This is a genomic window from Citrobacter freundii complex sp. 2025EL-00176 (assembly GCF_053309355.1).
The window spans coordinates 78,376-97,879 of the sequence record NZ_JBRYHT010000003.1; the positions used below are offsets into that span (position 1 = coordinate 78,376).

At 52.8% G+C, this 19,504-nt stretch carries 22 protein-coding genes; 16 read left to right on the top strand and 6 right to left on the bottom strand.

The genetic code is table 11. The features are described from left to right. Positions 1-8: 8 nt before the first annotated feature. Both kdsD and ACVXHP_RS09245 read right to left on the bottom strand, forming a co-directional pair. Entirely contained in the window at positions 9-995 is a 987-nt protein-coding gene (gene kdsD / locus ACVXHP_RS09240; RefSeq protein ID WP_200009132.1) for an arabinose-5-phosphate isomerase KdsD, read from the bottom strand. A gap of 13 nt (positions 996-1,008) precedes the next feature. Beyond that, positions 1,009-1,986: a calcium/sodium antiporter gene (locus tag ACVXHP_RS09245; protein WP_047026394.1), complete on the bottom strand. Its 978-nt coding sequence runs from the start codon at positions 1,984-1,986 to the stop codon at positions 1,009-1,011. 215 nt (positions 1,987-2,201) lie between these two features. Here ACVXHP_RS09245 and mlaF point away from each other — a divergent pair, with 215 nt between their 5' ends. The 7 genes from mlaF (at position 2,202) to murA (ending at position 7,050) form a co-directional block, all read left to right on the top strand. Then, entirely contained in the window at positions 2,202-3,014 is an 813-nt protein-coding gene (gene mlaF / locus ACVXHP_RS09250; RefSeq protein ID WP_003828749.1) for a phospholipid ABC transporter ATP-binding protein MlaF, read from the top strand. Between the two features lie 7 nt (positions 3,015-3,021). After that, positions 3,022-3,804, top strand: coding sequence for a lipid asymmetry maintenance ABC transporter permease subunit MlaE (gene mlaE / locus ACVXHP_RS09255; protein WP_047026393.1), 783 nt, complete (start codon positions 3,022-3,024; stop codon positions 3,802-3,804). A gap of 4 nt (positions 3,805-3,808) precedes the next feature. Continuing rightward, positions 3,809-4,366 (top strand): outer membrane lipid asymmetry maintenance protein MlaD, encoded by a 558-nt coding sequence (gene mlaD, locus ACVXHP_RS09260; protein ID WP_047026392.1) that lies wholly within the window; start codon positions 3,809-3,811, stop codon positions 4,364-4,366. 18 nt (positions 4,367-4,384) lie between these two features. Continuing rightward, positions 4,385-5,020: a phospholipid-binding protein MlaC gene (gene mlaC, locus ACVXHP_RS09265; protein ID WP_038634253.1), complete on the top strand. Its 636-nt coding sequence runs from the start codon at positions 4,385-4,387 to the stop codon at positions 5,018-5,020. Next, complete coding sequence (gene mlaB / locus ACVXHP_RS09270; RefSeq protein WP_200009131.1) at positions 5,020-5,313, top strand: lipid asymmetry maintenance protein MlaB; 294 nt, start codon at positions 5,020-5,022, stop codon at positions 5,311-5,313. The genes mlaC and mlaB overlap by 1 nt, the downstream gene beginning before the upstream one ends. Positions 5,314-5,482: 169 nt before the next feature. Then, positions 5,483-5,737, top strand: a complete 255-nt coding sequence (gene ibaG, locus ACVXHP_RS09275; RefSeq protein WP_003025040.1) for a BolA family iron metabolism protein IbaG — start codon at positions 5,483-5,485, stop codon at positions 5,735-5,737. Between the two features lie 53 nt (positions 5,738-5,790). After that, complete coding sequence (gene murA, locus ACVXHP_RS09280) at positions 5,791-7,050, top strand: UDP-N-acetylglucosamine 1-carboxyvinyltransferase (RefSeq protein ID WP_047026390.1); 1,260 nt, start codon at positions 5,791-5,793, stop codon at positions 7,048-7,050. A gap of 56 nt (positions 7,051-7,106) precedes the next feature. Here murA and sfsB read toward each other — a convergent pair whose 3' ends face one another. After that, complete coding sequence (gene sfsB, locus ACVXHP_RS09285) at positions 7,107-7,391, bottom strand: DNA-binding transcriptional regulator SfsB (protein WP_447571331.1); 285 nt, start codon at positions 7,389-7,391, stop codon at positions 7,107-7,109. A gap of 224 nt (positions 7,392-7,615) precedes the next feature. Further along, positions 7,616-8,587 (bottom strand): octaprenyl diphosphate synthase, encoded by a 972-nt coding sequence (gene ispB / locus ACVXHP_RS09290; RefSeq protein WP_047026388.1) that lies wholly within the window; start codon positions 8,585-8,587, stop codon positions 7,616-7,618. A 258-nt stretch (positions 8,588-8,845) separates the two neighbouring features. On the opposite strand from ispB, the gene rplU reads away from it, so the two are divergent. The 4 genes from rplU to cgtA all read left to right on the top strand — a co-directional run bounded on the left by rplU (position 8,846) and on the right by cgtA (position 11,715). Continuing rightward, entirely contained in the window at positions 8,846-9,157 is a 312-nt protein-coding gene (rplU, locus tag ACVXHP_RS09295; RefSeq protein WP_003025032.1) for a 50S ribosomal protein L21, read from the top strand. Positions 9,158-9,176: 19 nt separating this feature from the next. Beyond that, positions 9,177-9,434 carry a 50S ribosomal protein L27 gene (gene rpmA / locus ACVXHP_RS09300; protein ID WP_003025030.1) on the top strand — a complete coding sequence of 86 codons (258 nt, stop codon included), beginning with the start codon at positions 9,177-9,179 and terminating at the stop codon, positions 9,432-9,434. 127 nt (positions 9,435-9,561) lie between these two features. Then, positions 9,562-10,527, top strand: a complete 966-nt coding sequence (locus ACVXHP_RS09305; RefSeq protein WP_200009129.1) for a DMT family transporter — start codon at positions 9,562-9,564, stop codon at positions 10,525-10,527. A gap of 15 nt (positions 10,528-10,542) precedes the next feature. After that, entirely contained in the window at positions 10,543-11,715 is a 1,173-nt protein-coding gene (cgtA, locus tag ACVXHP_RS09310; RefSeq protein ID WP_200009128.1) for an Obg family GTPase CgtA, read from the top strand. A 74-nt stretch (positions 11,716-11,789) separates the two neighbouring features. On the opposite strand, the gene dacB is transcribed toward cgtA, so the two are convergent. Next, entirely contained in the window at positions 11,790-13,223 is a 1,434-nt protein-coding gene (dacB, locus tag ACVXHP_RS09315) for a serine-type D-Ala-D-Ala carboxypeptidase (protein ID WP_447571332.1), read from the bottom strand. A 248-nt stretch (positions 13,224-13,471) separates the two neighbouring features. On the opposite strand from dacB, the gene greA reads away from it, so the two are divergent. Next, entirely contained in the window at positions 13,472-13,948 is a 477-nt protein-coding gene (greA, locus tag ACVXHP_RS09320) for a transcription elongation factor GreA (RefSeq protein WP_003025019.1), read from the top strand. A gap of 153 nt (positions 13,949-14,101) precedes the next feature. Here the strand turns inward: greA and yhbY are convergent, their stop codons facing one another. Continuing rightward, positions 14,102-14,395 (bottom strand): ribosome assembly RNA-binding protein YhbY, encoded by a 294-nt coding sequence (yhbY, locus tag ACVXHP_RS09325; protein WP_003025016.1) that lies wholly within the window; start codon positions 14,393-14,395, stop codon positions 14,102-14,104. Positions 14,396-14,520: 125 nt separating this feature from the next. Here yhbY and rlmE point away from each other — a divergent pair, with 125 nt between their 5' ends. The 4 genes from rlmE (at position 14,521) to glmM (ending at position 19,462) form a co-directional block, all read left to right on the top strand. Next, positions 14,521-15,150 (top strand): 23S rRNA (uridine(2552)-2'-O)-methyltransferase RlmE, encoded by a 630-nt coding sequence (rlmE, locus tag ACVXHP_RS09330; RefSeq protein ID WP_006687879.1) that lies wholly within the window; start codon positions 14,521-14,523, stop codon positions 15,148-15,150. 99 nt (positions 15,151-15,249) lie between these two features. Then, positions 15,250-17,184: an ATP-dependent zinc metalloprotease FtsH gene (gene ftsH / locus ACVXHP_RS09335; protein WP_447571333.1), complete on the top strand. Its 1,935-nt coding sequence runs from the start codon at positions 15,250-15,252 to the stop codon at positions 17,182-17,184. A 99-nt stretch (positions 17,185-17,283) separates the two neighbouring features. After that, positions 17,284-18,132: a dihydropteroate synthase gene (folP, locus tag ACVXHP_RS09340; RefSeq protein WP_005121305.1), complete on the top strand. Its 849-nt coding sequence runs from the start codon at positions 17,284-17,286 to the stop codon at positions 18,130-18,132. Then, complete coding sequence (glmM, locus tag ACVXHP_RS09345) at positions 18,125-19,462, top strand: phosphoglucosamine mutase (protein WP_047026384.1); 1,338 nt, start codon at positions 18,125-18,127, stop codon at positions 19,460-19,462. The genes folP and glmM overlap by 8 nt, the downstream gene beginning before the upstream one ends. The last annotated feature ends 42 nt before the right edge of the window (positions 19,463-19,504 follow it).

Sequence of the window (19,504 nt, forward strand, 5' to 3'; positions counted from 1 at the left end):
TGAGTTTCTTACACTACACCTGCACGCAGCAGATCATGCATATGTAACACACCGAGTAACTGGTCGCCATCAGCAACCATTACCGAAGTGATATGGCGGGACTGCATTAAGTTCAGGGCATCAACGGCAAGAATGCCCGGACGCACGCGAATGCCTCCAGGGGTCATCACATCGGCAATGCCTAACTGGCGTACATCTACGCCCATATCAAAGACGCGACGCAAATCGCCATCCGTGAAAATACCGTCAATCTTCATAGCATCATCGCAAATGACGGTCATGCCGAGATTTTTACGTGTGATCTCAAGTAAGGCGTCACGCAGGCTGGCGCTTTTATTCACATGCGGGATCTCATCACCCGTATGCATAATATCGTTAACCCGCAGCAAAAGCTTACGACCCAGTGCGCCACCCGGATGCGATAACGCAAAATCTTCCGCTGTAAAGCCGCGCGCTTTTAATAACGCCACGGCAAGCGCATCACCCATCACCAGCGTTGCGGTGGTGCTGCTGGTCGGCGCCAGGCCTAACGGGCAAGCTTCCTTGGGCACTTTAACACACAGATGCACATCTGCCGCACGCGCCATGCTGCTCTCCGGACGACCGGTCATGCAGATAAGCGGGACATGAAGACGTTTTAATACCGGGATTAACGCCGCTATCTCATTGGATTCGCCGGAGTTAGAGATGGCGATAACCACATCCTGCGGCGAGACCATACCCAGATCGCCATGCGCGGCTTCGCCCGGGTGTACGAAAAATGAAGGGGTGCCGGTGCTGGCAAATGTGGCCGCCATCTTCCGTCCGATATGTCCGGATTTCCCCATCCCCATTACCACCACTTTTCCCAGGCAGCTGAATATTTTTTCACAAGCGAGGGTAAAGTTTTGATTAATGTACTGATCAAGCTCCGCCAGGCCTTCACGTTCAATTGCCAGGACTTCCTTGCCTGCTTGCTGAAAGTCAAAACCCGGTTGCAACTCTAAGTGCGACATAATGCGTTTCCAGTTATCCAACGAGAAGTGGCGATAACCAATACAGCATCGCCAGCCATATGATAAAACCGCCGGTCAGCAGCGCACCCGCGCCGCGACCAATCTGGCGCGGACGTCGCCAGCAGAGTAGTGCAAAAATTACGCTCACCAGCAGCATGACGCTATAGTCACGGATGAAGGCCATCGGATTGACTTCACCCGGCGTAATCAGCGCCGGCAGCCCGAGGACGATAACAATATTAAAAATGTTCGCGCCGATGATGTTGCCCACGGCGATATCGTTTTCGCCTTTACGCAGACCCGCAATGGCCGTTGCCAGCTCTGGTAAACTGGTACCAATAGCGACTACCGTCAGCCCGATGGTGAGTTCGCTCATGGCGAAATAGTTCGCCAGTACGGTAGCGTTATCCACCACCATCCGTGTTGCCATTGGCATAATAATCAGCGCAATGCCCAACCACAAAAATGCGACCGGTAATCCGCCTTCACGCGGAAGTTCCGCTATCTGCTCGCGGGTCAGAGTGTCATTGCCTTGTCGCTCGGCCAGACGGGCGATTTTAACAATGAATAGCAGCCATAGCACGGCCAGAAGCAATAGAAAGAAACCGTCACTACGACTCAACTGACCGTCATACAGGACGGATGCGGCTAAAATACTTACCAGCAACATTAGCGGTAATTCACGACGCAGAACATCAGAATGCACGGTAAAAGGATGAATCAGCGCCGACAGACCTAAAATAAGCAGAATGTTGGTAATGTTAGAGCCGATAGCGGTACCGACGGCCAGATCGAGTTGCCCATTTATTGATGCAGCCACAGAGACAATGATCTCGGGTAACGACGTCCCCACGCTGACAACGGTCATCCCAATAATAATGGGGGGGATACCGAAATTTCGACATAAAATCGATGCGGCAAATACCAGACGGTCGGCACCGTAGACCACCAGAAGTAAACCAATTATTAACAGCGCCGTCGCTAAAAGCATCTAAAGTCCTTTCTTCAGGTATACTCGCCGGTCCACTTGAAGGATCTTCTGGAAGCCGTAACGAAGTCTTAATTTTGACTTTATGCGGCTAAAAAGTAAAACAAATGCCAGCTTTCGCTAACCAGGACAGGCAATAATCTGTAAATATGTTGGGTTCAGGGCTAAATTGAGCGCCAAACTCTTCGATCAACGAGGCAATAGTAAAGGATGAATCAATGGGTCAGTCTGTGGCGAATCTAGTCGATATGCGCGATGTCAGCTTTTCCCGAGGCGACCGCTGCATCTTTGATAATATTTCCCTGACGGTGCCGCGCGGTAAGGTGACGGCAATCATGGGGCCATCAGGCATCGGCAAAACGACGCTATTACGTCTGATTGGCGGACAGATCCCCCCGGATAAGGGCGAGATCCTGTTCGACGGCGAGAACGTTCCGGCCATGTCCCGTTCGCGTTTATTTACCGTGCGTAAACGCATGAGTATGTTGTTTCAGTCTGGTGCGCTGTTTACCGACATGAACGTGTTTGACAACGTCGCGTATCCGCTACGCGAGCATACGACGTTGCCAGCGCCGTTGCTGAAGAGCACGGTGATGATGAAGCTTGAAGCCGTTGGTCTGCGGGGCGCGGCAAAGTTAATGCCTTCTGAATTATCCGGTGGGATGGCACGGCGTGCCGCGTTAGCACGCGCCATCGCGCTGGAGCCTGACCTGATTATGTTTGACGAACCGTTCGTCGGCCAGGACCCCATTACCATGGGCGTGCTGGTGAAACTGATTTCGGAACTGAACAGTGCGCTGGGCGTCACCTGCGTGGTGGTATCCCATGACGTGCCTGAGGTGCTGAGTATTGCAGATTACGCTTATATTATGGCGGACAAAAAAATAGTGGCCTACGGTAGTGCTCAGGCTCTGCAAGAAAATGCCGACCCGCGCGTACGTCAGTTCCTTGACGGTATTGCTGATGGGCCGGTTCCGTTCCGTTACCCGGCGGGCGATTACCACATCGATTTACTCAAAACAGGGAGTTAAGCCACCCATGTTGTTAAATGCGCTGGCATCACTCGGACATCGGGGAATAAAAACCCTCAGGACGTTCGGGCGAGCCGGATTAATGTTGTTCAATGCGGTTATTGGCAAGCCGGAGTTTCGCAAACATGCGCCGCTGCTGATACGCCAGCTCTATAATGTCGGTGTCTTATCGATGCTGATCATTATTGTTTCTGGTGTGTTCATCGGTATGGTGCTGGGGTTGCAGGGATACCTGGTTCTGACGACCTACAGCGCGGAAACCAGCCTTGGCATGCTGGTGGCGCTGTCATTATTACGTGAACTGGGCCCGGTTGTTGCGGCGTTACTGTTTGCCGGGCGCGCCGGGTCGGCCTTAACCGCAGAGATTGGCCTGATGCGGGCGACCGAGCAGCTCTCCAGTCTGGAAATGATGGCAGTCGATCCGCTGCGTCGGGTGATCTCTCCGCGCTTTTGGGCCGGTGTCATTTCATTGCCGCTGTTGACGATTATTTTTGTCGCGGTGGGGATCTGGGGTGGTTCGCTGGTTGGCGTTAGCTGGAAAGGTATTGATGCAGGCTTTTTCTGGTCGGCGATGCAAAATGCCGTCGACTGGCGTCTGGACCTGGTCAACTGTCTGATTAAGAGCGTGGTGTTCGCCATTACGGTCACCTGGATTGCATTGTTCAATGGTTATGATGCGATCCCGACCTCTGCCGGCATTAGCCGGGCAACGACACGCACCGTTGTGCACGCCTCTCTCGCCGTTCTGGGGCTGGATTTTGTGCTCACCGCACTGATGTTTGGGAATTGAGTTCATGCAAACGAAAAAAAATGAAATTTGGGTCGGGTTATTCTTGCTGGTTGCGCTGCTGGCTGCGCTGTTTGTCTGCCTGAAAGCAGCGAATGTTACCTCAATGCGTACTGAGCCGACTTACACGATTTATGCGACCTTTGATAATATCGGCGGCCTGAAAGAACGCTCTCCGGTACGGATTGGCGGGGTGGTGGTTGGACGCGTATCGGACATCTCGTTAGATCCGAAAACGTACCTGCCGCGTGTGACGCTGGAAATCGAATCGCGTTTTAACCATATTCCTGACACCAGCTCCCTGAGCATCCGTACTTCCGGCCTGCTGGGCGAGCAGTACCTCGCATTGAACGTCGGTTTTGAAGATCCTGAGCTGGGAACGTCTATCCTCAAAGATGGCGGTACGATTCAGGACACGAAATCCGCGATGGTGCTGGAAGACATGATTGGTCAGTTCCTTTACAACAGCAACAGTAAAGGTGATGACAATAAGAATTCTGGCGATGCGCCAGCCGCAACTGAAGGCAATAATGAAGCCACTACGCCTGCGGGCGCAACGAAATAATCTCAGGAGAATCGACGTATGTTTAAACGATTGATGATGGTGGCAATGCTGATCATTGCCCCACTTAGCGCGGCAACCGCAGCGGATCAGACTAATCCGTACAAATTGATGAATGAGGCGGCGCAGAAGACCTTTGACCGCCTGAAGAACGAGCAACCTAAAATCCGCGCAAATCCGGATTACCTGCGCGATGTTGTCGATCAGGAATTGCTGCCATACGTACAGGTTAAATACGCTGGCGCGCTGGTTCTGGGCCGCTACTACAAAGAAGCGACCCCGGCACAGCGTGACGCCTATTTCGCCGCCTTTCGTGAATACCTGAAGCAGGCTTACGGTCAGGCGCTGGCAATGTACCACGGTCAGACCTACCAGATTGCCCCTGAGCAGCCGCTGGGTGATGCGACCATCGTGCCTATCCGCGTGACCATTATCGATCCGAATGGCCGTCCTCCGGTTCGTCTGGATTTCCAGTGGCGTAAAAACTCGCAAACCGGTAACTGGCAGGCGTATGACATGATCGCCGAAGGCGTAAGTATGATCACCACCAAACAGAATGAGTGGAGCGACCTGCTGCGTACCAAAGGTATCGATGGCCTGACGGCTCAGCTGAAATCTATTTCTCAGCAGAAAATTACCCTGGAAGAGAAAAAATAATGACGCAGTCACTCACCTGGATGCGTGAAGGTGACAAGCTGGTGCTGGTGGGAGAGCTGGATCAGGACGTGTTGAATCCATTATGGGATGCCCGAGTTCAGGCGATGCAAGGGGTAACCTGCATCGACCTGAACCAGGTTTCCCGGGTGGATACCGGTGGTCTGGCGTTACTGCTGCACTTGATCGATCAGGGCAAGCAGCAGGGGAACAGCGTTTCGCTCGCCGGCGTTAACGATAAAGTTTACACGCTGGCGCAGCTTTACAATCTGCCTGACGACGTCCTTCCGCGTTAATTTTTCCAGGCTGGATAAGGCCTTGTGCCTTCATTCAGCACCCCCATCACAGGGGATCTGCCACCAAAGCCTTGTCTGATTTATCAGCGAGGCTTTTTGCTTATTTATGACAGCGCCACTTTGCTCTAAGATGTTGGGCTGTTTTCACTATCTGACGAATGAAGAGCCCATGGAAAATAATGAAATTCAGAGCGTGCTGATGAATGCACTCTCCCTCCAGGAAGTCCACGTTTCTGGCGACGGCAGTCACTTTCAGGTTATTGCCGTGGGTGAGATGTTTGAAGGCATGAGCCGGGTCAAGAAGCAGCAGTCGGTCTATGGCCCGTTGATGGAGTACATTGCGGACAACCGCATTCATGCCGTGTCGATTAAAGCGTTTACCCCAGCGGAATGGGCGCGCGATCGCAAACTTAACGGTTTTTGAGCTACGGGTGATGTGCCGGTAGCGAAGATAAATTCTTAACAGAGAACAGAATAATGGATAAATTTCGTGTTCAGGGGCCAACGAAGCTCCAGGGCGAAGTCACAATTTCAGGCGCTAAAAACGCTGCACTGCCGATCCTTTTCGCGGCGCTGCTGGCTGAAGAACCTGTAGAGATCCAAAACGTCCCGAAACTGAAGGACGTTGACACCTCCATGAAGCTACTGAGCCAGCTGGGTGCGAAAGTTGAGCGTAATGGTTCCGTGCACATTGATGCGCGTGACGTTAACGTCTTCTGTGCACCGTATGATCTGGTGAAAACCATGCGTGCGTCTATCTGGGCGCTCGGACCGTTGGTTGCTCGTTTTGGCCAGGGGCAGGTTTCACTGCCGGGCGGTTGCACCATCGGCGCACGTCCGGTTGACCTGCACATTACCGGCCTGGAGCAGTTAGGCGCGACGATCAAGCTGGAAGAAGGCTATGTGAAGGCGTCCGTTGATGGCCGTCTGAAAGGCGCGCATATCGTCATGGATAAGGTGAGCGTCGGCGCGACGGTCACTATTATGTGTGCGGCAACACTTGCTGAAGGCACCACCATCATCGAAAACGCCGCGCGCGAGCCGGAGATCGTTGATACCGCAAACTTCCTGATTGCGCTGGGTGCGAAGATCAGCGGCCAGGGTACCGATCGCATTACCATCGAAGGTGTTGAACGTCTCGGCGGTGGTGTTTATCGCGTTCTGCCTGACCGTATTGAAACCGGTACTTTCCTGGTCGCAGCGGCGATTTCTCGCGGCAAAATTATCTGCCGCAATGCGCAACCGGACACGCTGGATGCCGTCCTGGCGAAGCTGCGTGATGCGGGTGCGGATATTGAAGTCGGCGACGACTGGATTAGCCTCGACATGCACGGCAAACGTCCGAAGGCGGTCAATGTGCGCACTGCGCCGCATCCGGCGTTCCCGACCGATATGCAGGCTCAGTTCACGCTGCTCAACCTGGTGGCGGAAGGGACGGGCTTCATCACGGAAACCGTGTTTGAGAACCGCTTCATGCACGTGCCTGAGCTGAGCCGTATGGGTGCTCACGCGGAAATCGAAAGCAACACCGTGATTTGCCACGGCGTGGAAACGCTCTCCGGCGCGCAGGTGATGGCGACCGATCTGCGCGCATCCGCAAGCCTGGTGCTGGCAGGGTGTATTGCAGAAGGTACGACGGTGGTCGACCGTATTTATCACATCGATCGCGGCTACGAGCGTATCGAAGATAAACTGCGCGCGCTGGGCGCAAACATTGAGCGCGTGAAAGGCGAGTAATCGTCAACGCCTCTGGTAACCCCCAGGTCTTTGGGCCGGGGGTTACTGCTTAATGTTCATTCAGGATTCTTTGTCCCTCTCGGTCCCCTCATCATCCGTGTTCTGTCGATGAATTCATGCGTTTTTGCATCGTGGTAGCGCGACGGCCAAATCACCCAAGGGTCGGTTCCCAGCGCCCGGGCAATAATCAACTCTCCTTTCGGCCATGGCCGTGTTAACGCGTTCGCCAGCGTTGATGAACTCAAGCCATTTTTACGTGACTCAGCGGCCATTGAGGTCCCTTTCTTGCGCAGTCCGGCGATGATGTCGGCCGGATGCCAGTCAATCAGCTTGCTTTCCATAAATTCATCTCTCCTTTAGTTAATGACTTACGGTTTCACGATCGGTTATGGCGACACTATAACGCTCCGGGAACGAATGTTCTAAAATGTTCATGTAAAGTGTATGTATATTCGGAATATGCCAAGATCGTGCGCAACAGGCTGGGAAGTGGAAAAGTTTTATTGGACTTTATAAGAACATCCCGTGCGGGGCACGGGATGATGGGTGATTGAGGGGAGGGGAATTAGCGGTCGCGCTGTACGGCGATATGCGCCAGACCAATCAGCGCTTCTTTCCATGGCGTATCAGGCAGCACCTGCAACGCGGCGATGGCTTTATCGGCCTCTTCTTCTGCCCGCTGTCGGGTCCACTCCAGAGAGCCACAGGCGTTCATCGCTTCCAGAACCGGCTCCAGAAGGTGACGACCGTTACCTTGTTCAATGGCCTGACGGATCATCTGCGCTTGCTCCGGGGTGCCGTGGCGCATGGCATGCAGCAGTGGTAACGTCGGTTTACCTTCGTTAAGGTCATCGCCGACGTTTTTACCCAACTGCTCGCCATCTGCGCTGTAATCCAGTAAATCGTCAATTAACTGGAACGCAGTCCCAAGATAGCGGCCATAATCCTGCAACCCTTTTTCTTGCTCTTCGCTGCAGCCAGCCAGAATACCTGAGCATTGGGCTGCGGCTTCAAACAAACGCGCCGTCTTGCTATAGATGACGCGCATATAGTTTTCTTCGGTGATGTCCGGGTCGTTGACGTTCATCAACTGCAGAACTTCACCTTCTGCGATGACGTTTACCGCTTTCGACATGACTTCCAGTACTTTCAGCGAGCCGAGGCTGGTCATCATCTGAAATGCGCGGGTATAGATAAAATCGCCGACCAGCACGCTGGCCGCATTACCAAACGCCGCATTCGCTGTGGCTTTCCCGCGGCGCATGTCGGACTCATCCACAACATCGTCATGCAGAAGGGTCGCAGTGTGGATAAACTCGATGAGGGCCGCGATCGTAACGTGCGCATTTTCCTGGTAACCAACGGCACGTGCTGCAAGTACTGCGATCATTGGGCGAATGCGTTTTCCGCCGCCGCTCACGATGTAGTACCCTAACTGATTGATCAACTGGACATCGGAATTAAGCTGTTCAAGGATTGTCGCATTGACCCCCGCCATATCTTGCGCGGTTAACTCATTGATTTTTTCTAAATTCATCGCAAAAGCCGGGCTTCTCGCCCCGATTACCTCACTGTATGGCAAGGTAACGTCGGGTTCAGGGTTATAAATATATGCTGATTGTACTGAAAAAACGCCGTAGATAAACGTTACCGTACGTGTTGTGTTTTTTTTCTTCATGTATTGACGGTAGCACTTGTCAAAGGCTCGCGTTTTGCGTAATATTCGCGCCCTATTGTGAATATTTATAGCGCACTCTGAATCATCAAAAAGGTGTGCGCGGAAGCGGAGTTTTTTATGTACGCGGTTTTCCAAAGTGGTGGTAAACAACACCGAGTAAGCGAAGGTCAGACCGTTCGCCTGGAAAAGCTGGACATCGCAACTGGCGAATCTGTTGAATTCGCTGAAGTTCTGATGATCGCAAACGGTGAAGAAGTCAAAATCGGCGTTCCTTTCGTTGATGGCGGCGTTATCAAAGCTGAAGTTGTTGCTCACGGTCGTGGCGAGAAAGTTAAAATCGTTAAGTTTCGTCGTCGTAAACACTACCGTAAGCAGCAGGGCCATCGTCAGTGGTTCACTGATGTGAAAATCACTGGCATCAGCGCTTAAGTTAAGGGGAGCAGATTAAATGGCACATAAAAAGGCTGGCGGCTCGACTCGTAACGGTCGCGATTCAGAAGCTAAACGTCTGGGCGTAAAACGCTTCGGCGGTGAAACAGTTCTGGCTGGTAGCATCATCGTTCGTCAACGTGGTACTAAATTCCACGCTGGCTCCAACGTTGGTTGCGGCAAAGACCACACTTTGTTTGCTAAAGCAGACGGTAAAGTGAAATTTGAAGTGAAAGGCCCGAAAAACCGTAAATTCATCAGCATCGTTGCTGAATAAGTTTTTCGCGTCCCGGTAACGGATAAAAGCCCCGCAACACGTTGCGGGGCTTTTTACATTCGACGGCCGGTAAATATGCTCGTCGCGCCGTGATAAACCGGAAACGAGCCCTTGCAGGGAATACGGCATGAAGCAGCAGGCAGGCATTGGTATTCTGTTAGCACTCACGACTGCAATATGTTGGGGCGCTTTGCCAATCGCAATGAAGCAAGTGCTGGAGGTGATGGAGCCTCCTACCGTGGTGTTCTACCGTTTTTTAATGGCAAGCGTTGGCCTTGGCGCTATTCTTGCGGTTAAAAAAAAGCTCCCTCCATTGCGCATTTTTCGCAAAGCGCGTTGGTTGGTGCTGTTGGCAATAGCCACCGGTGGGCTGTTCGGTAACTTCATTCTGTTTAGTTCATCTTTGCAATACTTGAGCCCAACGGCTTCGCAGGTTATCGGCCAACTGTCACCGGTTGGCATGATGATCGCCAGCGTCTTTATCCTGAAAGAAAAGATGCGCGGCACGCAGGTGATTGGCGCCATTATGCTTCTGAGCGGCCTGGTTCTGTTTTTTAATACCAGTCTGATCGAAATTTTTACCCGACTCACCGATTACACCTGGGGCGTTATCTTTGGTGTCGGTGCGGCGATGGTCTGGGTGAGCTATGGGGTCGCGCAAAAGGTGTTATTGCGCCGTCTGGCGTCACCGCAGATCCTGTTTTTGCTGTACACTTTATGTACGATTGCGTTGTTGCCGCTGGCTAAACCCGGTGTCATCACGCAGCTCAGCGACTGGCAGCTGGCCTGCCTGGTATTCTGCGGCCTGAATACGCTGGTAGGATACGGCGCTCTCGCGGAAGCGATGGCGCGTTGGCAGGCGGCGCAGGTAAGCGCCATTATTACGCTTACCCCGCTGTTTACGTTGTTATTTTCAGATTTATTATCACTGGCCTGGCCCGATTTCTTCGCCAGACCGATGCTAAACCTATTAGGTTATCTCGGTGCGTTTATCGTGGTTGCGGGCGCGATGTATTCCGCCATTGGTCATCGAATTTGGGGCGGTTTACGTAAGCATGAAACGGTGGTTTCGCAACCCCGCTCAGGCGAATGATTTACGGAGAGTAAAATGAAGTTTGTTGATGAAGCATCGATTCTGGTCGTTGCAGGCGATGGCGGTAATGGTTGCGTGAGCTTCCGCCGTGAAAAATATATTCCAAAAGGCGGCCCGGACGGCGGTGATGGCGGTGATGGCGGCGACGTATGGATGGAAGCCGACGAGAACCTGAACACGCTGATCGATTACCGTTTTGAAAAATCTTTCCGTGCGGAACGTGGTCAGAATGGCGCGAGCCGCGATTGCACCGGTAAGCGCGGTAAAGACGTCACGATTAAAGTGCCTGTCGGTACGCGCGTTATCGATCAGGGCACAGGCGAAACCATGGGCGACATGACCAAGCATGGTCAGCGTCTGATGGTCGCTAAAGGCGGCTGGCACGGCCTGGGTAACACCCGTTTCAAATCCTCGGTCAACCGTACTCCGCGTCAGAAAACGATGGGTACACCGGGCGATAAGCGCGATCTGATGCTGGAGCTGATGCTGCTGGCGGACGTGGGTATGCTGGGTATGCCAAACGCCGGTAAATCGACGTTTATCCGTGCGGTATCCGCAGCGAAGCCGAAAGTTGCTGATTATCCGTTCACCACCCTGGTACCAAGCCTGGGCGTGGTGCGTATGGACAACGAAAAGAGCTTCGTTGTGGCCGACATTCCGGGGTTGATTGAAGGCGCGGCTGAAGGCGCGGGCCTCGGTATCCGCTTCCTGAAACACCTGGAACGTTGCCGCGTACTGCTGCACCTCATCGATATCGATCCGATTGATGGTTCCGATCCGGTAGAAAACGCCCGTATCATTATTGGCGAACTGGAAAAATACAGTCAGGATCTGGCGTCTAAACCGCGCTGGTTAGTGTTCAACAAAATTGATTTGCTGGACAAGGCCGAAGCGGAAGAGAAAGCGAAAGCGATTGCTGAAGCGCTGGGCTGGGAAGATAAATATTACCTGATCTCAGCCGCCAGCCAACTGGGCGTGAAGGATCTGTGCTGGGATGTGATGACCTTTATCATCGAGAACCCGATCGTTCAGGCTGAAGAAGCGAAACAGCCAGAGAAAGTTGAGTTCATGTGGGATGATTATCACCGCCAGCAGCTCGCTGAAGTCGAAGACGAAGCGGAAGATGACTGGGATGACGATTGGGACGAAGACGACGAAGAAGGCGTCGAGTTCATCTACAAACGTTAATCTCGTAGCCGGATGGCGCTTACGCTTATCCGGCCTACAAAAGCCAACGGGCCGCATTTGCGGCCCGTTTTCTATCAGTTGTTCTGATAAATATCTTTGTACAACCGACTCTCGAAGCGTACCAGTGGAATACGACGATTACGCTGGTCTGCCGGCTCAACCGCATAACCTGACAGATACTGCACAAATGCCATGCGCTGACCGCTTGCCGTGGTGATGAAGCCTGCGAGGTTGTAGACGCCCTGTAGTGAGCCTGTCTTCGCTGATACTTTGCCATCTACGCCAGCCTGATGCAGGCCCGCACGGTATTGCAGGGAGCCGTCATGGCCCGCCAGCGGCAGCATAGTAATAAAGTTCAGCTCGTTATCGTGCTGTGCGATGTATTGCAGTACCTGCATCATGGTCGCCGGGGCAATCAGGTTATGGCGGGAGAGACCAGAACCGTCGGCAATAATGGTGTTGCCGATATCCACACCCGCTTGCTGACGCAAAATTTGGCGTACGGCATCGGAACCTGCCCGCCAGGTACCCGGTACGTTAAATCGTGCATGGCCAATCATGCGGAAAACGGTATCGGCAATCATGTTGTCCGATTTTTTCAGCATAATCTTAAGCAGATCATGCAGCGGCGCTGACTGCTTGCTGGCAACCACGGTTCCCGGCTCGTTGACCTGCGTTTGGCGCAGCAGCGTACCGCTGTAAGTGATACCTGCTTGTTTTAGCTCATCTTTGATAATCGCTCCGGCATAGCTGGCGCCGTCCTGAATGGCGAATGCCAGCGGCAGCGGGTCGGCGCGTTGGGGCAGACATCCGGTCAGCGTGAAGCGGTTGAGATCGCCTGGAACCACGTCCAGTTCACAATATTGCGCTTCGGCAGAGCCACGCGCGAGGGTTCGCACCTGGCTGAACATGGTGACGGGGTAGTAGGATGCCACGCGAATAAATGCCAGATCGTTCGGTTTTTGCGCGCTGTAGAGCGAAATCGAGAAACAGTTGCGATCGACAATGGCTGCGGCTGGCGGTGCGCTAAAACATTGCGTCATGTCGTTCCAGGGCCAACCGGGGGCTTTATCATGACTGGCGAAAATAGAGGTGTCGATCAGAACATTTCCGGCAATTTGCGTCACGCCCGATTTTTTCAGGGTCGTCACCATATTGCGAATATCCTGGCGTTTTAGCGTCGGATCGCCGCCAAATCGCGCCACTAAGTCACCTTTCAACACGCCGCCTTCCACGTTGCCTTTCGTCTCAAGCGTGGTGGTAAAACGGAAGTCAGGTCCGAGCTGAATCAACGCCGCCAGCGCGGTGATCACCTTCTGGGTACTGGCAGGGAGCGCCATCTGCTGGCTATGAAAATCAATAGCGGGTGCAGGTGCGCCAACCTTCTGTACCATAAGGGCGAGGTTGGCCCCGGCAGGAAGCTGGTTGATGTATTCGTCGACATTCGCAGCCTGAACGCTGAACGCTATACTGGCAGTCAATCCAATGGTAAATCTGGGAAATCGCATAATCTCGCGCTAACAACCTGGAAACAGGCCGTCATACTACGGCGCAACGCCCCAAAAAGTAAACGATGACCCATAGGGAACTCCAGGGTAAAATGATCATCAAATAGAGAATTGTAGCTGACCTGGGACCTTGAGCCCCGGGTCGGTATTTTTTTGCTTCTGACTCTGGCATGGCGTATGTCAGAGTGGGCTTAGCAGCCGGGGTGAGAACCATCGCCCCCTACAGGAATGTTCAAGAGGTATAACAAATGCAAGCTATCCCGATGACCTTACGTGGTGCTGAAAAACTGCGCGAAGAGCTGGATTTTCTGAAATCTGTGCGCCGTCCTGAAATTATCGCCGCTATCGCGGAAGCGCGTGAGCATGGTGACCTGAAAGAGAACGCGGAGTATCACGCGGCTCGCGAACAGCAGGGATTCTGCGAAGGACGCATTAAAGATATCGAAGCTAAACTGTCCAATGCGCAGGTGATTGACGTCACTAAAATGCCGAACAATGGCCGTGTTGTTTTCGGCGCGACGGTTACCGTTCTGAATCTCGATAATGACGAAGAGCAGACCTGGCGTATTGTCGGCGATGATGAAGCTGATTTTAAACAGAACCTGATTTCAGTGAACTCGCCTATTGCTCGTGGCCTGATTGGCAAAGAGCAGGATGATGTCGTCGTTATCAAAACGCCGGGCGGTGAAGTTGAATATGAAGTAACGAAGGTCGAATACCTGTAATTCGCATCTTGGTTAAGATGTTGATACATTGTAAAGAAAGGAAAAAGGCCGCATAGCGGCCTTTTATCAACGAAGAGAGCGTGGCATTTTGCTCTCCTGCTAGCGGAAAACCCCGCGTTTTACACAAACTTCGTGTGCGACTTTGGGATATTCTTAGCGTGGCAGCGAGATTTTACGTTCTTTAGTCGGGCGATACAGTACCAGCGTTTTGCCGATGACCTGTACATTGCAGGCGCCGGTTTCGCGTACGATAGCTTCCACGATCAAGGTTTTGGTATCGCGATCTTCCGAGGCGATTTTCACCTTGATAAGTTCATGGTGCTCTAACGCTTGTTCAATCTCGGCCAGTACCCCTTCGGTCAAACCATTATTGCCAAGCATAACTACCGGCTTGAGCGGATGTGCCAGACCTTTCAGGTGCTGTTTTTGTTTAGTACTCAGATTCATCGTATATTTTTGCTTACGTTGGGATTGAAAACGGGTCATTCTACCGCCATCTCCCATATATCACCAAATAGCTGTGTAGAAATTTACACCATTGGTTACGATGAACTGCCCTTTGGGAATGTGAAATGACAGGTAAAAAGCGTTCTGCCAGCTCGAGTCGCTGGCTTCAGGAACACTTTAGCGATAAATATGTTCAACAGGCGCAGAAAAAGGGGTTACGTTCCCGTGCCTGGTTTAAACTTGATGAAATACAGCAAAGTGACAAAATTTTTAAACCGGGGATGACGATTGTTGATCTCGGCGCTGCACCCGGTGGCTGGTCGCAATATGCGGTTACGCAGATCGGCAACAGCGGCCGCATTATCGCTTGCGATCTTTTACCTATGGATCCAATCGTTGGTGTGGACTTCCTTCAGGGCGACTTTCGTGATGAATTAGTCCTGCAAGCGTTACTTGAACGCGTAGGTGACAGTAAAGTACAAGTTGTCATGTCTGATATGGCGCCAAATATGTGTGGAACACCGGCGGTGGATATTCCCCGGGCCATGTATCTGGTAGAGCTGGCGCTTGGAATGGCTCGAGATGTTTTAGCGCCAGGTGGTAGTTTTGTAGTGAAGGTGTTCCAGGGCGAAGGCTTCGATGAGTATCTAAGAGAGATTCGCTCCCTGTTTACGAAGGTCAAAGTTCGTAAGCCGGACTCTTCTCGCGCCCGTTCGCGTGAAGTGTATATTGTAGCGACCGGGCGTAAACCATAACCGGTAGATTTCAAACGAAAGTTTGAAAGAAACTGGATATAGAGTATCCTGACGCTGTTTTTAACACAGTTGTAATATGAGGTTAATCCCTTGAGTGACATGGCGAAAAACCTAATTCTCTGGCTGGTCATTGCCGTTGTGCTGATGTCAGTATTCCAGAGCTTTGGGCCCAGCGAGTCTAATGGCCGTAAGGTTGATTACTCTACCTTCCTGCAAGAGGTCAATCAGGACCAGGTTCGTGAAGCGAAGATCAACGGACGTGAGATTAACGTTACCAAGAAAGATAGTAACCGTTACACGACCTACATTCCGGTTAACGATCCGAAGCTGCTTGATAACCTGCTGACCAAAAACGTCAAGGTTGTCGGTGAGCCGCCTGAAGAGCCGAGCCTGCTGGCTTCTATCTTCATTTCCTGGTTCCCAATGCTGCTGCTGATTGGTGTCTGGATCTTCTTCATGCGTCAAATGCAGGGCGGTGGTGGCAAAGGCGCCATGTCGTTCGGTAAGAGCAAAGCGCGCATGCTGACGGAAGATCAGATCAAAACCACGTTTGCTGACGTTGCAGGTTGTGACGAAGCGAAGGAAGAGGTTGCTGAGCTGGTTGAATACCTGCGCGAACCGAGCCGCTTCCAGAAGCTGGGCGGTAAAATCCCGAAAGGCGTCCTGATGGTCGGTCCTCCGGGTACCGGTAAAACCTTGCTGGCGAAAGCGATTGCCGGTGAAGCGAAGGTTCCATTCTTTACAATTTCCGGTTCTGATTTCGTGGAAATGTTCGTGGGTGTTGGTGCATCTCGTGTGCGTGACATGTTCGAACAGGCCAAGAAAGCGGCACCGTGCATCATCTTCATCGATGAAATCGACGCCGTAGGCCGCCAGCGTGGCGCTGGTCTGGGCGGTGGTCACGATGAACGTGAGCAGACGCTGAACCAGATGCTGGTTGAGATGGACGGCTTCGAAGGTAACGAAGGTATTATCGTTATCGCGGCAACTAACCGTCCGGACGTTCTTGACCCTGCGCTGCTGCGTCCAGGCCGTTTCGACCGTCAGGTTGTGGTTGGTCTGCCGGACGTTCGCGGTCGTGAACAGATCCTGAAAGTGCATATGCGTCGCGTACCGCTGTCTCCGGATATCGATGCGGCAATCATTGCCCGTGGTACCCCTGGCTTCTCCGGTGCGGACCTCGCGAACCTGGTGAACGAAGCGGCGCTGTTTGCTGCTCGCGGCAACAAGCGCGTGGTGTCGATGGTTGAGTTCGAGAAAGCGAAAGACAAAATCATGATGGGTGCGGAACGTCGCTCCATGGTGATGACGGAAGCGCAGAAAGAATCTACCGCGTATCACGAAGCAGGCCACGCGATTATCGGTCGCCTGGTACCGGAACACGATCCGGTACACAAAGTAACGATTATCCCGCGCGGTCGTGCGCTGGGTGTGACCTTCTTCCTGCCTGAAGGCGACGCAATCAGCGCCAGCCGTCAGAAGCTGGAAAGCCAGATCTCCACGCTGTACGGCGGTCGTCTGGCAGAAGAGATCATCTACGGTGCTGAACATGTTTCTACCGGTGCGTCGAACGACATTAAAGTCGCGACTAACCTGGCGCGTAACATGGTTACTCAGTGGGGCTTCTCCGATAAACTCGGTCCGCTGCTGTACGCTGAAGAAGAAGGCGAAGTGTTCCTGGGACGTTCTGTGGCGAAAGCTAAACATATGTCCGATGAAACGGCTCGCATCATCGATCAGGAAGTTAAGCTGCTGATTGAGCGTAACTATGACCGTGCTCGTCGTCTGCTGAACGAAAACATGGACATTCTGCACTCGATGAAAGATGCGCTCATGAAATATGAGACCATCGATGCGCCGCAGATTGATGATCTGATGGCTCGCCGCGACGTGCGTCCGCCTGCAGGTTGGGAAGAACCGGGTTCTTCTAATAACAACTCTGGCAGCGCCGGCAAGCCGAGCGCACCGCGTCCGGTTGATGAACCGCGTGCGCCGGACTCTGGCACCATGTCAGAGCAACTGGGCGACAAATAAGTTATCGTTGATGATGACCGTGTTTTAATTGAAAACCCTGGGGCTTGCTCCGGGGTTTTTCTTATCTGCATACTCAAGATTTTTACCAGGGATAAAACTATGAAACTCTTTGCTCAGGGTTCTTCACTGGATCTCAGCCATCCTCATGTCATGGGGATTTTAAACGTTACGCCAGATTCTTTTTCCGATGGCGGGGCGCACAACTCTCTGGTTGAGGCGGTAAAACACGCAAATCTGATGATTAACGCCGGGGCGACTATCATTGATGTGGGGGGGGAATCCACGCGTCCGGGCGCGGCTGATGTGAGCGTGGAAGAAGAACTGCAGCGGGTGATCCCCGTGGTAGAGGCAATTGCTCAACGTTTTGAAGTATGGATTTCCGTCGATACTTCAAAACCCGAAGTGATTCGCGAATGCGCACGGGTCGGCGCACATATCATTAATGACATTCGTTCACTCTCGGAACCCGGGGCGCTGGAAGCCGCCGCAGAAACCGGACTGCCGGTTTGTCTGATGCATATGCAGGGGCAGCCGAAAACCATGCAGGAAGCGCCAAAGTACGAGGATGTGTTCGCTGAGGTAAATCGTTACTTTGTTGAGCAAATAGCACGTTGTGAACGAGCTGGCATCACAAAAGATAAATTGTTGCTCGACCCGGGATTCGGATTCGGTAAAAATCTCACCCACAACTACACATTACTGGCGCGCCTGGCTGAGTTTCATCATTTTAATCTGCCGCTGCTGGTTGGGATGTCACGAAAATCAATGGTTGGTCAGTTGCTGAATGTGGGGCCATCCGAACGCCTGAGCGGTAGTCTTGCGTGCGCGGTGATCGCCGCAATGCAGGGGGCGCAGATCGTTCGTGTCCATGACGTCAAAGAAACCGTAGAAGCGATGCGTGTGGTGGAAGCCACATTGTCTGCAAAGGAAAACAAACGCTATGAGTAATCGTAAATATTTTGGCACTGATGGGATCCGTGGCCGCGTAGGCGACTCCCCAATTACCCCTGACTTTGTGCTCAAACTGGGATGGGCGGCAGGAAAAGTGCTGGCACGTCATGGTTCACGAAAAATTATCATCGGTAAAGATACGCGTATTTCTGGCTATATGCTGGAATCTGCGCTGGAAGCGGGCCTGGCTGCCGCAGGTCTGTCTGCTTCTTTCACTGGCCCAATGCCAACACCAGCCGTTGCTTATCTGACGCGTGCTTTCCGTGCTGAAGCCGGGATTGTCATCTCCGCTTCGCACAACCCGTACTATGACAACGGGATCAAATTTTTCTCTATCGACGGCACTAAACTGCCGGATGCGGTTGAAGAAGCGATAGAAGCCGAGATGGAAAAAGCCATCACTTGTGTGGACTCGGCTGAGCTGGGTAAAGCCACCCGTATCGTCGATGCCGCCGGTCGCTATATCGAGTTTTGCAAAGGCACCTTCCCGAATGAACTGAGCCTGAGCGAGCTTAAAATTGTGGTCGATTGCGCTAACGGTGCGACGTATCACATTGCGCCAAATGTACTGCGTGAGCTGGGCGCCAATGTTATTGCCATTGGTTGTGAGCCAAACGGCGTAAACATCAATGAAGAAGTCGGTGCTACCGACGTCCGTGCCCTGCAGGCGCGTGTGATCGCGGAAAAAGCCGATCTGGGTATCGCGCTGGACGGCGACGGCGACCGCGTGATCATGGTCGACCACGAAGGCAATAAGGTCGACGGTGACCAAATCATGTATATCATCGCCCGTGAAGCGCTGCGTCAGGGGCAACTGCGCGGTGGCGCGGTAGGCACGCTGATGAGCAACATGGGCCTTGAGCTGGCGTTGAAACAGCTGGGTATTCCGTTTGCCCGTGCGAAAGTCGGTGACCGCTATGTCCTGGAAAAAATGCAGGAAAAAGGCTGGAGTATCGGCGCGGAAAACTCAGGCCATGTGATCCTGCTGGATAAAACCACCACCGGTGACGGTATCGTGGCGGGTCTGCAGGTGCTGACCGCGATGGTGCGCAATCATATGAGTTTGCACGACCTGTGCAGCGGTATGAAAATGTTCCCACAACTGCTGGTTAACGTTCGTTACACCGCAGGTAGCGGCGATCCGCTGGAAAATGAAAATGTGAAAGCGGTGATGGCTGACGTTGAAGCGGCGCTGGGTAATCGTGGACGCGTCCTGCTGCGTAAGTCTGGCACTGAACCATTAATTCGTGTGATGGTTGAAGGCGAAGACGAGGCGCAGGTAACTGAATTCGCCCACCGTATTGCAGATGCTGTGAAAGCGGCGTAAACGCTGAAGACAGTGAGAGCCGGAGTCTGAGACCCCGGCTTT

Excerpts from the sequence above, each read along its gene's own strand:
- ispB (WP_047026388.1), bottom strand. The coding sequence starts at position 8,587 with ATGAATTTAGAAAAAATCAATGAGTTAACCGCGCAAGATATGGCGGGG.
- folP (WP_005121305.1), top strand. The coding sequence starts at position 17,284 with ATGAAACTCTTTGCTCAGGGTTCTTCACTGGATCTCAGCCATCCTCAT.
- greA (WP_003025019.1), top strand. The coding sequence starts at position 13,472 with ATGCAAGCTATCCCGATGACCTTACGTGGTGCTGAAAAACTGCGCGAA.
- rlmE (WP_006687879.1), top strand. The coding sequence starts at position 14,521 with ATGACAGGTAAAAAGCGTTCTGCCAGCTCGAGTCGCTGGCTTCAGGAA.
- murA (WP_047026390.1), top strand. The coding sequence starts at position 5,791 with ATGGATAAATTTCGTGTTCAGGGGCCAACGAAGCTCCAGGGCGAAGTC.
- kdsD (WP_200009132.1), bottom strand. The coding sequence starts at position 995 with ATGTCGCACTTAGAGTTGCAACCGGGTTTTGACTTTCAGCAAGCAGGC.
- glmM (WP_047026384.1), top strand. The coding sequence starts at position 18,125 with ATGAGTAATCGTAAATATTTTGGCACTGATGGGATCCGTGGCCGCGTA.
- ibaG (WP_003025040.1), top strand. The coding sequence starts at position 5,483 with ATGGAAAATAATGAAATTCAGAGCGTGCTGATGAATGCACTCTCCCTC.
- dacB (WP_447571332.1), bottom strand. The coding sequence starts at position 13,223 with ATGCGATTTCCCAGATTTACCATTGGATTGACTGCCAGTATAGCGTTC.
- rpmA (WP_003025030.1), top strand. The coding sequence starts at position 9,177 with ATGGCACATAAAAAGGCTGGCGGCTCGACTCGTAACGGTCGCGATTCA.
- rplU (WP_003025032.1), top strand. The coding sequence starts at position 8,846 with ATGTACGCGGTTTTCCAAAGTGGTGGTAAACAACACCGAGTAAGCGAA.
- ACVXHP_RS09245 (WP_047026394.1), bottom strand. The coding sequence starts at position 1,986 with ATGCTTTTAGCGACGGCGCTGTTAATAATTGGTTTACTTCTGGTGGTC.
- mlaC (WP_038634253.1), top strand. The coding sequence starts at position 4,385 with ATGTTTAAACGATTGATGATGGTGGCAATGCTGATCATTGCCCCACTT.
- sfsB (WP_447571331.1), bottom strand. The coding sequence starts at position 7,391 with ATGGAAAGCAAGCTGATTGACTGGCATCCGGCCGACATCATCGCCGGA.
- mlaD (WP_047026392.1), top strand. The coding sequence starts at position 3,809 with ATGCAAACGAAAAAAAATGAAATTTGGGTCGGGTTATTCTTGCTGGTT.
- ftsH (WP_447571333.1), top strand. The coding sequence starts at position 15,250 with ATGGCGAAAAACCTAATTCTCTGGCTGGTCATTGCCGTTGTGCTGATG.
- ACVXHP_RS09305 (WP_200009129.1), top strand. The coding sequence starts at position 9,562 with ATGAAGCAGCAGGCAGGCATTGGTATTCTGTTAGCACTCACGACTGCA.
- mlaE (WP_047026393.1), top strand. The coding sequence starts at position 3,022 with ATGTTGTTAAATGCGCTGGCATCACTCGGACATCGGGGAATAAAAACC.
- mlaB (WP_200009131.1), top strand. The coding sequence starts at position 5,020 with ATGACGCAGTCACTCACCTGGATGCGTGAAGGTGACAAGCTGGTGCTG.
- mlaF (WP_003828749.1), top strand. The coding sequence starts at position 2,202 with ATGGGTCAGTCTGTGGCGAATCTAGTCGATATGCGCGATGTCAGCTTT.
- cgtA (WP_200009128.1), top strand. The coding sequence starts at position 10,543 with ATGAAGTTTGTTGATGAAGCATCGATTCTGGTCGTTGCAGGCGATGGC.
- yhbY (WP_003025016.1), bottom strand. The coding sequence starts at position 14,395 with ATGAATCTGAGTACTAAACAAAAACAGCACCTGAAAGGTCTGGCACAT.